The sequence below is a fragment of the Yersinia intermedia genome (genome assembly GCF_900635455.1).
GTDB classification, from domain to species: Bacteria; Pseudomonadota; Gammaproteobacteria; order Enterobacterales; family Enterobacteriaceae; genus Yersinia; species Yersinia intermedia.
Genome location: NZ_LR134116.1, coordinates 2,856,817 through 2,869,771 on the forward strand (window position 1 = coordinate 2,856,817; position 12,955 = coordinate 2,869,771).

The window sequence follows — 12,955 nt, forward strand, 5'->3', positions numbered from 1 at the left end:
TCTCTTGGCGAATTCTTCTTTACTGTTTGCTGTTGCTTAGCGGGCAGCTTAATGCTGCCATGATGACCGGTCGTCAGGGGTGTGATACTGGACAACCATTGACGATACACAGTATCGCTAATAGCTACAGTGAAGACCTATTACTTACGCCTTCCACAGACACTCGCCAATCAAGCCGGCGTACGGTGAAAGTGGGGGTGGTCATTGATGCCAATACTCCTTTTGTGGTTAACCGTGATGATAATGCTATTGAAGGCATTGTTGCGGACTACCTGAAAATAATCAGTGATGCCAGCCAATTATCTTTCCAGATGATCGGTTATTGCGATTACGGGTTAGTGTTGAATGCGCTGGAAAATGGCCAAATTGACTTAATGGCAGGAACGCCAATGCCCGCTCAGCCGGGGCTGATAGCGTCTCATGCCTTCTTTACTAACCGGCATGTCGAAGTTCGCAGCAAGAATTGGGATCCGACCAAACGTACCCACCCAGAGACGGTGGCTATCGTCAATAATGAGCCATTATCACCTGAGTTTCTGTTTAATTATCATGCCGATAAAATTGTTGCCTACCCTAACCAATTACAAGGGTTACTGGCTGTCGCCTATGGTAATGCCGATGTCTTTGTCGCTAATGCCACAACGGCTAACTATCTTATCGATCAGTTGCAATTGCTAACGTTGCAAATTCGCAACTTTACACCTTACCACCCTGCCCCCTACACCTTTCTGGCAAAGGAAAGTAATCAAAAGCTGATTAACTACATTAATCAGATTTTAGAATTATTACCTACCCGTGCGACGGGTGATATTCAGCAGCGCTGGTTTGGTAGCAAGCATCATTACAACATTGATGCCAAGTTGCTGTTGACCGAACAAGAGGTAAGCTGGATTCAGAGCCATCCGGTAGTGACCTATGTCGCCCCATTTGATCTGGCCCCACTGATATTTCGTGATCGTCAAACGGGGAGAATGGCTGGTTTCTCAATCGATCTTATCGATATTATTGCGCGCCGAACTGGGATTAAATTTGAGCCAGTTTATACCAAAGATACCGGGGAAGGGGTGCGTGATTTTATTGCCGGTAAAATTGATTTACTGCCAATTGTGGCCGTTCGCAACGGCATGTATGGCAACAGCCTTTATTCTTCACCGGTAGCTCAATCATTATGGGGCATAATGACGCGCGAAGACCGCCTGGATATCAATAATGTGGCAGATCTGGCAGGAAAGCGGGTGGGGATACAATCGGGTAGTGCTTCTGGCGGAATTATTGGTAACCCCCTGTTAGCCCAGAAAATCACCTTTGTTCAAGCCCCGGATACCATGACACTGGTACGTTGGTTGCAGCAAGGCAAAGTGGATGCTGTCGTCAAAAATATGATGACAGCCAACTATCTGTCAGCCCAGAACTTTACCCCAGATATAAAAACGGTCGCCGTGGCAGGCGAAGAACCACTGATGATGGCATTCGCCATCCGCCCAGACCTGCCTGAATTAAAAGCCATCATTGATAAAGTAATTGAATCTATTCCACCGGAAGAGTTAGACAACTTAATCAGCGAATGGAGTACCTTCAAACCTAAGCCAACAAGCTTTGATGAGGACTCATTAGATAATGAATGGCTGATGTTGGCGTTGAAAATAAGCTCAGGGATATTATTGGTCTTCGGTTTATACTTGTGCTACTTGGTATTCAATAAACGTCGTCAGGCCAAGTTGTTACATGCCCGCTTGCTACAGCAAGAATCGGTTATCAATGCATTGCCCTTCGCGGTATTTATTCGTACCACCACTGGCGAGCTGGCGGTTTATAACAACCACTTTGCAGCAGCCCACCACGATAAGCTTCACGACTTGCTCAATCAGAACGTTGAACAAGCTAACTGGCCAATGACCAGCCCACTTGATCGCGAAATAGATAAATACTGCCGTTATGTCTTGAAGGACAGAAAACCACAAATGGTAGATTTATCTCTGGAGATCAATGGTGATCTGCGGGATATCTTCCTGTGGATTATCCCATTGGATAATGCTGAGCGCAGTTTGCTGGGCGGCTGGCTGGATATTAGTCAACGTAAAACCGTGGAGCGGGAGTTGGAAGCCGCACGCCTCGAAGCGGAAAGCGCCAACCGGACCAAAAGCACTTTCCTGGCCACCATCTGTCACGAACTACGCACACCAATGTACGCCATTATGGGCTTACTGGAGTTGGAGATACGTAGTGCCCAGCCGGTCGATAAAAATACGCTGGTTACCGTGTCCAAATCAGCTCAATCGCTGATGTTACTGCTTGATGACATCATCGATTCTGCCAAAATTGAAGCCGGGCAACTGAGTGTTCATCCCGCCGCAGTAGATTTCCGCCAAGAAATGGAGCGGATGCTCACTATCTATCAACCTATCGCAGATGAACGTGGACTTCGCTTCTCTGGCTGGTTGGATGACCAAATCCCGCACTTACTGATGGCAGATATGCTCAGAGTGAGGCAGGTCATGGGGAATCTATTGGGTAATGCACTGAAATTTACCGAACAGGGTGGTGTTTCAGTGGATGTCACTTGGGAGCCGACGGATGACAAACAGGGTGTCATGAATATCGATATTACCGATACGGGTATTGGTATTTCGCCAGCGGCACAGGCAACGCTGTTCCAACCCTTCAGCCAGGCTAACGAAGGTAAATCACCTCGTTTCGGTGGGTCGGGGCTGGGACTTTGGATTTGTCATCAATTGATTCATAAAATGGGTGGGCAAGTCGCTATGGAAAGCCAGCTTGGTAAAGGCACCAGTTTGTTTATTACGTTGCCATTGACGATTGCCACTACAGACGATTTACCGCCTGATGCGACCATTATCCATGCCGATGAAAAGCAGTTGGGCCAATTGAAGAACCTGCGGGTTCTGGTGGTGGATGACCTTCCCGCCAACCGCCAGTTGCTTCAACAACAATTGGCTTTTATCGGCATCGAGCAAGTGATGAGCGCCGAAAATGGCGCTGAAGCCTGGCAAATATTGCAACATTACAGCTTTGATATCGTCATCACCGATTACAACATGCCACTGATGAATGGTTATGAACTTGCCGCCCATATCCGCAATAGCCCGGCAATAAAAGATATGATCATCATTGGTTGCACTGCGGATGCACGGCAAGAGAGCACCGAACGTTGTTCTGATGCGGGTATGAATGATTGTATGGTTAAACCAGTGACTATTGACACCTTACGTACCGTTCTGTTGCGCCAAGAGGTTGCCGATATCAATCTGGAGGCAAATTATCATCACACCAATGATGACTATCGCGTAAATCCATTGGAGATGAGCCAACGGGAAAACACACACTCAGCGGCAGACAACAGTGAAAACCAAAAAGTACCACAGACTTCCTTCGCCGCAGCCCAAGATAAATTAAGGTCGCTCTCAGGTGGACGAACTGAGGTAGAGGTGCAGTTATTGCAATCGTTGCTGGAAAGCAATGTGCAGGATGCGGCGGCACTAACGGCACTGTACAGCCAGCTAAAGGCAGATGAGAGCAGTACGGTGGCTACCGATACTTATAAAGAAATGGCAAGCTTAGTGCACCGGATCAAAGGTGCGGTACAACTGATCGATGCACAAGATCTGGTAGAATATTGTATCAAATTCGAATCCATGATCCTCGCTAATGATAAACCAGCAGTCATTTCATTCGGGGCTGATTATCTTGAACTGTTAACGGGCACTAATCAGTTATTAGCTAAGTTAGTTACTGCATACGCAGAAATTGATAGCGCTAGCCCGATTAAATAAATATTAAAATTGCCCTTTCATCTAAAGCCCACCCGTATAACTTGGTGGGCTTTCTTATTTAGATAATCACTATTCTTGCCCATCTGCAAAAAAAACATCTCACCGCCAATGACGTAAAAAACCCCAAGTCTTTGGAATAGAAGTAATTTATTATTTTCACTTTCTTAAGGAATGGATTTCCTACATCTATAGTGGGAAATTTCACATATAAAACAAGGACGCATCTCATTTTACCCGACTCTATTTCCCCCTACACTGGCCTCGGCCCAGATATCGAATAGCGCAACTCAATAACAACGGCTGACTTTATTCAACTTAATGATCGCTCATTTTGATGAATGCTGAGGGTCTCCGTTCACCAAAATATAAATTATAAAATTAAGTAGGAATTAAATGGGAAAAACTCTAATAACGTTGGTGCTGCTTACCCTACCGGGCATAGCGTTGGCTGCAACGTCAAATAACACGATCAAATTTCAAGGAGAGGTGGCCGAACAAACTTGCATGGTGGATATCAATGGTACAGCCAACACCCCTGTCGTTTTGCTACCCACCGTTTCGACCAGCAACCTGAATCAGGTTAATTCAGTTGCCGGTAAAACCAATTTTACGATTAACCTAACCGGCTGCAACATTGCCATTCAAGACACTAAAATCAGTTCGGTTTTTCAAGGCATGAATGTCACTCCAGCGGGTAATTTAGGCAATGTGGGTACAGCACAAAATGTTGCTATTCAGTTGCTTGACACCAATGGTGCACCGATTCGCATGTCAGGTGGTAGCGTTGAAGTCCCTGGAATTACCTTAGCCACCGGTGCAACCTCAGCATCCCAAGATCTGGCTGCGCAATATATTACGGAAGAAGGCCGCGCAACTGCCGGGAGCGTTATTGCTTCTGCACAATACGCGATCACCTACCCCTGACTATTCATGAGATCCAAGCCGTTTCATGAATACGTTGCCAACCGGTAACGGAGCCTAAACAAAACCAGAATAATCAAGGATAAGTAAGCGCTATGACACTGATTGCCCACAGAATGATCGCCTGCTCGTTGCTGCTGCTCAGCGGCGTACCCTTATGGACGCAAGCCAGTGTTGTCATGACCGGTACCCGAATCATTTATCCTGAAGGTACGCGGGAAAAAGTAATACAACTAAGCAATAAAGATGAACACCCAAATTTGGTCCAATTATGGATGGATGATGGTGACAACCAGTCTTCACCTTCAAAAAGTGACGTCCCGTTTACACTGACACCACAGATATTTCGTATGGAAGCCCAAAGTGGGCAAGTCGTTCGGTTGTCATACATTGAGCGCCATTTACCCAAAGATCGTGAGTCAGTTTTCTATCTTAACTTTTTGCAGATCCCCGCATTAAAAGCAGACAAGCAGACTGAAAACAAACTGGTTTTGATCGTGAATAACCGGATAAAAGTTTTTTACCGCCCTGCTGCATTAAAAGAAAACGTCGATACATTAGGTGAAAAAATACGCGTTACGCTAGACGACACTCGTGGAGATAAAATCAAGATAAGTAACCCTACGGGTTACTATATCAGCCTGCGTGATGCCAAATTCGTCAGCGATGGGAAAACGATTTCGTTCGCCACCAGTGAGATGTTTCCACCCAATTCGACCACTGATTTAGTCTTACCCGCAGGGGTGAAAGCTAAAAAAGGCGAATTACTGACACTGAATGTGGTTAATGATTACGGCACCACTATTCCCACTGATTATCATTTGTAATTCAACCGTGATGATAATTCAGTTCGTGCCCAGCTATAGAGATAACCAGTGAGGTTTGCTCCCTGGTTATCCTATTTGCTAACGCACGGCATACTGGCCAGCCATTTCGTGTCAGCAGCAGATCAGAGTAATCAAGACGAATATGTGTTTGAGGATGCGCTAGTCCGCGGTTCGTCACTCGGCTTAGGTTCTATCTCTCGCTTTAATAAAAAAAACGCCTATCAAGAAGGCAAGTATCAGGTTGATCTCTACATTAACAACAAGTTTGTTGATCGTGTCGAAATAGAATTTATTGCAAAAAATAATGATGTTATTCCCTGTTTGTCAGGCGCGCAGCTACTACAAGCCGGTGTCACTGAAGAGGCGCTGAAAAACAGCGACCCCAAAGACAACTGTCTGGATTTTAGAACTATTTTGCCAGCCAGTGACTACCGTTTCGATTACGCCAAATTACGTTTTGATTTATCGGTGCCGCATCTGTTCGTTAAGAAAGTGCCGCGCGGTTATGTTGATCCTCTGAACTTAACCTCAGGGGATACCATTGGTTTCAGCAATTACAACTTAAACCAATATCACGTGGGCTATAACAAAGATGGGATTAAGCGTTCGACCAACTCAACCTATCTCAGCCTGACCAATGGTATCAATGCTGGCATGTGGCGTTTGCGGCAACAAGGTTCATTGCGCTACGACCCGACCCGAGGAACCAACTGGACTTCCAACCGACTGTATAGCCAACGCGCACTGCCCACGATGGGCAGTGAAGTGACCTTGGGCCAAACCTTCAGCTCTGGTCAGTTTTTCTCCAGCTTGGGGTTTAACGGCATTGCACTGGCAACTGATGACCGCATGTTGCCTGAATCACAACGCGGCTATGCCCCTATTGTGCGCGGGATTGCCAGAACCAATGCCAAAGTGACGGTTTATCAAAACAATCGGCCTATTTACCAAACTACGGTGTCGCCAGGGCCATTTGAATTTAATGATTTATCTGCCACCAATTTCGGTGGTGACCTGACGATTGAAATTCAGGAAGCGGATGGCAGTGTCAGCACCTTCCAGGTGCCGTTCTCCTCAGTACCAGAATCCTTGCGCCCCGGTTACTCCCGCTATAGTTTCGCCGCCGGGCAGGTGCGTGACCTGAACAGTAGTGAAGTGTTCAGTGAGCTGACCTATCAACGTGGGATCAGTAACGCCATTACCGCTAATACCGGGCTACGCATGGCCTCTGGTTATCAGGCCATCATGTTGGGTGGTGTGTTTACCCACTATATTGGTGCTTTAGGGCTGGATGCCACCTATTCGAATGCCAGGCTATCTGATAGCAACGATTCCGCGAGTGAACGACAGAGTGGCTGGATGGCGCGAGTCTCCTTCAGCCGCATGTTTGAAACAACCAATACCACGCTATCCGTGGCGGGTTACCGTTATTCCACGGAAGGTTATCGTGATTTAAGTGATGTATTAGGAGTACGGGCAGCCAACAATGGCAAAGTCTGGAACTCAGATACTTATCGGCAACGCAGCCGAGCAGAAATATCGCTGAATCAAAATCTTAACAGCTACGGTTCACTGTATTTAACCGCCTCATCGCAGGATTATCGTAATGACCGCAAGCGGGATTCGCAGTTACAACTAGGCTATGCCAATACCCTGTGGCGCGATACCAGTTTGAATATTGCCGTTTCGCGACAAAAAACCGGGGGGGTCAGCAACGAAACTTACTTTGTCGACCCCGGCAGTGGCATGCCTGCGGCCAATGGCGCAAATATTCTTGGTACCAGTGAAACTGTAGTGCAAATGTCCGTCTCATTCCCACTGGGGGGTAGTGCGCATGCACCCTATATCTCGGCCGGTGCCGTCAACAGTAAGATTAGTGGTGCCAGCTATCAAACCTCATTATCCGGTGTGATGGGTGAGGAGCAGTCTGCCAGTTACAGTATGGATTTTGCCCGCAGTGAACAAACTAAAGAAAATACCTTTAGTGGCAGCTTACAAAAACGGCTCCCCTCAACCAGTTTGAGTGGCAGCGCGTCCAGCAGCCCCGGTTATTGGCAAGGTTCAGCCAGTGCCCGTGGTGCGGTGGCCTTTCATAGCGGCGGTGTCACGTTGGGGCCCTATCTAAGCGATACTTTTGCCTTGATCGAGGCCAAAGGAGCCAGTGGAGCCAAAGTGATGTATGGGCAAGGTTCAAGTATTGACCGATTTGGCTATGCACTGGTGCCAACACTCACCCCGTATCGCTACAACACCATCACGCTCAGCCCTGATGGTATGGATTTCAATACTGAGCTTCAAGATGGTGAACGGCAAATTGCCCCCTACGCCGGATCATCCGTCAAAGTCATTTTTCGCACCCTCAGTGGATATCCACTGCTTATTACTGTCCGGCTGGCGGATGGTAGCCAACTGCCTCTGGGCGCAGTGGTGTATAGCACCACCACCGAGAGCGGCAAAGCTGCTCAACAGCAGAATGAGGTTGGCATGGTCGGTCAAGCCAGCCAGGCCTATGTTCGAGCTGAAGGAGCGAGTGGCACGCTCATTCTCGTATGGGGAGATGCAGCCAATGAACGCTGCCAGTTGGATTACGACTTAGGCACGCCCAATAACGATAAACAGTTATATAAACTCGATGCCTTGTGTGTCGTTACCCAGCATTGAATCAGAGAAACAGTATGAAACCTATAACGACTCACCACACCAGATTGTACCAATACAAGCCCCTATTTCGTCGCTATATGGGGTTGTTGTTTTCACTCACGTTGCTAAGTATCAGCTTACCCAGTTATGCACAATGTGTTTGGAAAGGCGCCAATATCGGTGGTGATAACTACGGTGCGTCCTTGCAATTAGGCAATATCAATATAACCAGTAATTACATTCAGCCTGTCGATTCAATGCTGGCCTCCAGTATTATCAGCCTGGTACCCGCCCGTTTCTGGTCAGACCCAGAAGCGGTTATCTATGAATGTGATGTGGCCGATAAAGACAGTTTATTTGAAGTTTTTGCGACTAATGGCGACAGTAATGTCGGCGGCTACAGCAATATGGGTGATAACTATTTTCAGACTTTCTTCCCCTATACTGCATTGAAATTGATTCATGTTGATACTGGCGTCGAATTCACCCGCATCTGGCAGCAGGTCCCGTTGAGAAAGTACGACGTAGTGGGGAATAAAATTCAAATTAAGGGTAAACATTTCAGCCAAATTCGTGCTGAGCTAAAAAAAGTAGGTTCTGTAGACCGCACGCCCGGCCCTTCCAGTTGGGGATGTTCTGGTCCTGCGGCTGATAACTATTCGGGTAGCTATTCCTGCAATCAACCCAATGGGTATGTGGTATTCAAAGGGCCTGGTATGCCAGTACCTGAAACCGGCTATGACTCAGCAACCAATTACCAAACATGGGGAAGTGGCCGCTATATGGCATTTGGCATGAATACCGCGCCGGTTTCAGTCCTGACACGCAAAAATACCTGTGTGGTGCGTAACGTCACACCTTATGTGGTTTTCCCCATTATTACCGTGAATGAACTTAACGATAACCAATCACGTAGCGCAGATATCACCGTCGATATCGAATGCCAGTCCGGTACTGAGTCTGGTATTAATAGTGGGCAAACTGCACTGGGCATCCAAACATCATTACCGGGTTATCTGAAGGCGCAAGGGCTCGGATTGGTGAACACAGCCGGCGGCGTGAGTTATCTACTATCAGACAACTATGGCACTGACAAAAATATTGCCACGGGAGTGGGTATCAGCCTGAGTGATAGCAGTGGAGCGGCGATGAATTTTGTTGGTTGGGGCGGATGTGCCAGCAATTGCAGCGCCAGTACTGGCGCAGGTTGGTATCCGGTTCTTACCGGGGCCAGTTCTAATGGCAGCAATGGCGCAGGTTACAATAATTATTTACATCACTTTACCGCTACATTAAAAAAACTGCCTAACGGCACCCCTACTGCGGGTAAGGTCGATGCGACGGCTTACGTTTTGGTGAAGATACAATGAGGCTCCTCTGTCTGTTTTTGCTGATATTGAGTATCAGCCCACACACCATGGCTGGTTTAGTGGCAGGTTCAACACGCATAATTTATCAGCCCGAATCGCGCGAACGCACCTTGATGTTGGCTAATACCAATGACTACCCGGTGGTGGTACAGACCTGGATTGATGATGGCGATGTGGACAGCACGCCAGATCAAAGCAAAGCACCCTTTATTGTCTTACCTGCCGTTTTCAAAATGCAGGCAGGAGCGGCACAGGGTCTGCGCATTATCAATAAAGGTGATGATCTGCCAACGGATCGAGAGTCTGTTTATTGGCTAAACTTGTATGAAATCCCACCTAAATCGCGACAAAATACCAATGCCCAGGCCCAGGTTGCTATGGCGATGAACACCCAAATGAAGATATTCTATCGCCCTGATGGGTTAACGCCAAAACCGGCTGACGCCATGAAAAAAGTCAGTTTTACCCTTCAGAAGAAAAATAGAGAATACATTCTAACCGCCCATAACCCTACTCCATACTATGTCTCTTTTGGCCAGATTCAGCTAGAAAACCGACAGCAACGTTTTCTGATAGCACAAGAGATGGACATGATGGTCGCCCCATTTGCCGAGCGCCAATATCATTTTGAACAGCAGCCTATCTCACTCACTGGCGCAGTAACTTTGAACTATAGTTATTTCGATGATGCTGGCAATCAGCTAAAAAACAGTCAGTTAGTTAAAGTTACACCGTAACATTTGCTGGCTTTTTTAAATCGTTCTCGCCTCAAAACAGCGCGGCATCGAGATATTCGGTTACGTCACCACCATCGGCGAGTTGGTCAATGCTCTGTTAATGTTCTGCGCACCGTGGATTATTAACCGTATCGGCAGCAAGAATGCCTTGCTGATGGCGGGCAAAAGCCTGACAGCCCCCACCACCCTAACGGATGTGGGCCTCTAACTTAATTAAAAAATCATCATTTCGCGGTAAAACTCACGATAAAACAAACAAGTTTGCTGAAAAACAAGCCAATAAGCTCATTCTCTCAGCAAACGCACATTTTTAGTGTTTTTCTACTTTGACAAACGTCACCACCCTCGCTATTATTCGCCTCGTTCACACGATTCCTCTGTAGTTCAGTCGGTAGAACGGCGGACTGTTAATCCGTATGTCACTGGTTCGAGTCCAGTCAGAGGAGCCAAATTAAAGAAAGCAGACGTTTACAAACGTCTGCTTTTTTGCATTTTATCAATTGGTTATCTCTTTCTTCAGCTTACCCTCGTTCACGAAAAACCACTCAAAACTATACCCTTTTGCGAATAAAGCGGATTCGATTTCGTTTTTACCAATAATCGTATGGTTTTCGCACGCCGATGTGTTGTGCATTAATTGAGTCTGGATACTCACTGGGATGGGATAGTTTTACATCCGCCAATGGCTATACTCCACCGCATCCAGATGCGAAAAAACAACCGAATACCTGTCTAGCAAAGAAAGTTGTTCTGAGAGGATATTCTTTCCATTCACCAGGCTATCTTCCCTAATAAATGAAGGTTTACTGAGTGTTAGAGGATGAGACCAGCAACGCATATCGATTTAGCAGTTGGGTAAACCGGCTGTCTATCTGTTGGCGCAGTACCGAAGACGGGGTTTGCCCTGACTCGGACTGCACCTGATACTGACGCAACAACTCTTCCAGAGGTAATGACTGTGTCAGTGGTTGCTGAATCGCAAAAACTACCGATTTAAGCTCCGATACCGTCATATAACGCCCCTTCTTTTCATCCAATCCATTCAGTCGGTCTGCCAGTTGCCGCAAACGCTCTTGTGCCAAGGCATAGTGTTTTAACTCCACCAGCGGGGCCGCCCCGGCTTCTCGCTGTTGTTGCCACAAGCGACTCAACCGTTTGACTTCTTGACTGGCGGGCCACAGTTGTTGCGCCTGAGATAGCAAGGCATCCCCCTGAACCTGCATCCATAACGGCGGTAACTGTGTCAGTTGTTCCAACTGTGTGCCACTGCCTTGCAATACCGGGCCAGCCAATCGTGCCAACTCAGCATCTGAAGTCTGTTTTCTCAGTTCATCGATTGATTTGGCTGCCAGTGGCGCAGGTAATGGCGCGACACTGGTTAGCAATGCCTCGCGCAATGGATTAGATGACAGCGACTGCCAGATAAAGAAACTCCCTGCCATCAGCACGGCCATCAGTGATAACCCGGCGACAAAACCGTGGCCCGCCTTCCAACGTGGTGGCGGTGGCAAAGGCGGCGACAATTCAACCTGAACACGCGTTGGGGCGGGTTCGTTGACAATATAAACCAGTGGTTCACTGACCGCAGCCGACGCGAATGCCGCTTGTGGCAGGGGTTCAGAGAGAGTGGTGTGCCGTAGCGGAATACTTAATCGGTCTGGCGTATCGGTAGCGGCCTCGGCACTTTCCAGCCGCAATGCGGCGTTATGCAACATCAGGCGCACTCCGTCCAATTTACTTAGATGCTTAAGTTCCAACGTTTGCAACTGCGTACACAGTTGTTCCAACGCACGCTCTGCCCGATACACCATAGCCAGGTCACCGTAGCACAGCGTCATAGTACGCCAAACTTGCTGCAACCGGTCACTCAACCAGGCCAATAACGCCACCCGGGCATGCGTTTGCGGCGGCCATAATGCACTCCACTGATGGGAGAGTAACCCCGCCAGCAGCTCCAGCCCTTCACACAGCCCGGCAAGACCGGCAATGTGCGTCCGTGCCAGCGTAAAATCAACCGTGGTCTGCAACTCAACCCCATTCTGGCGAAACAGCGCCAAACAAAGCTGCTCGACCCGCCCCCAGTCAACATCCGGGCGGGCGGGATGATGTAATTTGCCGATTTCGTCACGTAAGGCGCTAAATTCAGCAAAATGGCGGGGATCTCCGCCGGTTTTAACCGTACGCTCGGTATTCGATATCATGTGTTTGTCTTCCCTGAATAGGCGTTAAAATGAGTCGCCCGGATTGAGATAATGTTGTTGTTTAAGATGGCGAATCAGTACCCTGCCTTCCGGCATAAATGCGGTGCCAAAGTGCACCAGCCCGAACTCTTTCAGCTCGGCATCAATTCCATATTCCAGATGTCCTGGTGTGGTTTGTGGCAGCAGAACCACGTTGAGACTTTTCAGCCGTGGCTCATATTTCAGCAGCGTGGCAGAGAGCGTGGTCAGCAGTGAATGTGCCGTGCCGGGCATCCCTTGCAGGATTTTGCTCATGTCCGGTAGACCGTAATCGGGCAGATGGCTAAGCGTACCGGCGCGGCAGTTAAGAATGCGCTGCATATTGTCGAGCACCGACAGAACACCTTGATTGGCTTCGCTCACCTGATGGATGTCGAGGCCACCCGCGACGTTACCGAACAGCATTTCATAGAGAGAAGGCTGGGGCAT

8 protein-coding genes, 1 tRNA gene and 1 pseudogene are annotated in these 12,955 nt (G+C 48.0%); 8 read left to right on the plus strand and 2 right to left on the minus strand.

The genetic code is table 11. The features are described 5' to 3' along the window. Window positions 1-29 precede the first annotated feature (29 nt). The 8 genes and pseudogenes from EL015_RS13075 (at window position 30) to EL015_RS13110 (ending at window position 10,735) form a co-directional block, all read left to right on the plus strand. Window positions 30-3,791: an ATP-binding protein gene (locus EL015_RS13075; RefSeq protein WP_164711365.1), complete on the plus strand. Its 3,762-nt coding sequence runs from the start codon at window positions 30-32 to the stop codon at window positions 3,789-3,791. Window positions 3,792-4,184: 393 nt separating this feature from the next. Then, a complete protein-coding gene (locus EL015_RS13080) occupies window positions 4,185-4,715 on the plus strand; it encodes a fimbrial protein (RefSeq protein ID WP_032906438.1) in 531 nt (176 codons plus the stop codon). A gap of 92 nt (window positions 4,716-4,807) precedes the next feature. Further along, window positions 4,808-5,539 carry a fimbrial biogenesis chaperone gene (locus tag EL015_RS13085; RefSeq protein WP_005185501.1) on the plus strand — a complete coding sequence of 244 codons (732 nt, stop codon included), beginning with the start codon at window positions 4,808-4,810 and terminating at the stop codon, window positions 5,537-5,539. Between the two features lie 48 nt (window positions 5,540-5,587). Continuing rightward, a complete protein-coding gene (locus EL015_RS13090) occupies window positions 5,588-8,200 on the plus strand; it encodes a fimbria/pilus outer membrane usher protein (RefSeq protein ID WP_032906436.1) in 2,613 nt (870 codons plus the stop codon). A gap of 14 nt (window positions 8,201-8,214) precedes the next feature. Then, window positions 8,215-9,549: a fimbrial protein gene (locus EL015_RS13095; RefSeq protein ID WP_032906432.1), complete on the plus strand. Its 1,335-nt coding sequence runs from the start codon at window positions 8,215-8,217 to the stop codon at window positions 9,547-9,549. Next, entirely contained in the window at window positions 9,546-10,286 is a 741-nt protein-coding gene (locus EL015_RS13100; RefSeq protein WP_032906430.1) for a fimbrial biogenesis chaperone, read from the plus strand. Before EL015_RS13095 ends, EL015_RS13100 begins: the two co-directional genes overlap by 4 nt. Before the next feature lie 2 nt (window positions 10,287-10,288). Further along, a pseudogene (locus EL015_RS13105) lies at window positions 10,289-10,449 on the plus strand (MFS transporter); the annotation flags it as partial. A 210-nt stretch (window positions 10,450-10,659) separates the two neighbouring features. Then, window positions 10,660-10,735: transfer RNA gene (locus EL015_RS13110), tRNA-Asn, on the plus strand. A gap of 354 nt (window positions 10,736-11,089) precedes the next feature. On the opposite strand, the gene EL015_RS13115 is transcribed toward EL015_RS13110, so the two are convergent. Continuing rightward, entirely contained in the window at window positions 11,090-12,487 is a 1,398-nt protein-coding gene (locus tag EL015_RS13115) for a VasL domain-containing protein (RefSeq protein ID WP_005185466.1), read from the minus strand. A 24-nt stretch (window positions 12,488-12,511) separates the two neighbouring features. Then, window positions 12,512-12,955 (minus strand): type VI secretion system baseplate subunit TssE, encoded by a 444-nt coding sequence (tssE, locus tag EL015_RS13120; RefSeq protein WP_032906429.1) that lies wholly within the window; start codon window positions 12,953-12,955, stop codon window positions 12,512-12,514.

What these genes read in the sequence shown, in the direction of transcription:
- EL015_RS13080 (WP_032906438.1), top strand. Translation starts at nt 4,185, where the DNA reads ATGGGAAAAACTCTAATAACGTTGGTGCTGCTTACCCTACCGGGCATA.
- EL015_RS13085 (WP_005185501.1), top strand. Translation starts at nt 4,808, where the DNA reads ATGACACTGATTGCCCACAGAATGATCGCCTGCTCGTTGCTGCTGCTC.
- EL015_RS13095 (WP_032906432.1), top strand. Translation starts at nt 8,215, where the DNA reads ATGAAACCTATAACGACTCACCACACCAGATTGTACCAATACAAGCCC.
- EL015_RS13100 (WP_032906430.1), top strand. Translation starts at nt 9,546, where the DNA reads ATGAGGCTCCTCTGTCTGTTTTTGCTGATATTGAGTATCAGCCCACAC.
- EL015_RS13115 (WP_005185466.1), bottom strand. Translation starts at nt 12,487, where the DNA reads ATGATATCGAATACCGAGCGTACGGTTAAAACCGGCGGAGATCCCCGC.
- tssE (WP_032906429.1), bottom strand. Translation starts at nt 12,955, where the DNA reads ATGCCCCAGCCTTCTCTCTATGAAATGCTGTTCGGTAACGTCGCGGGT.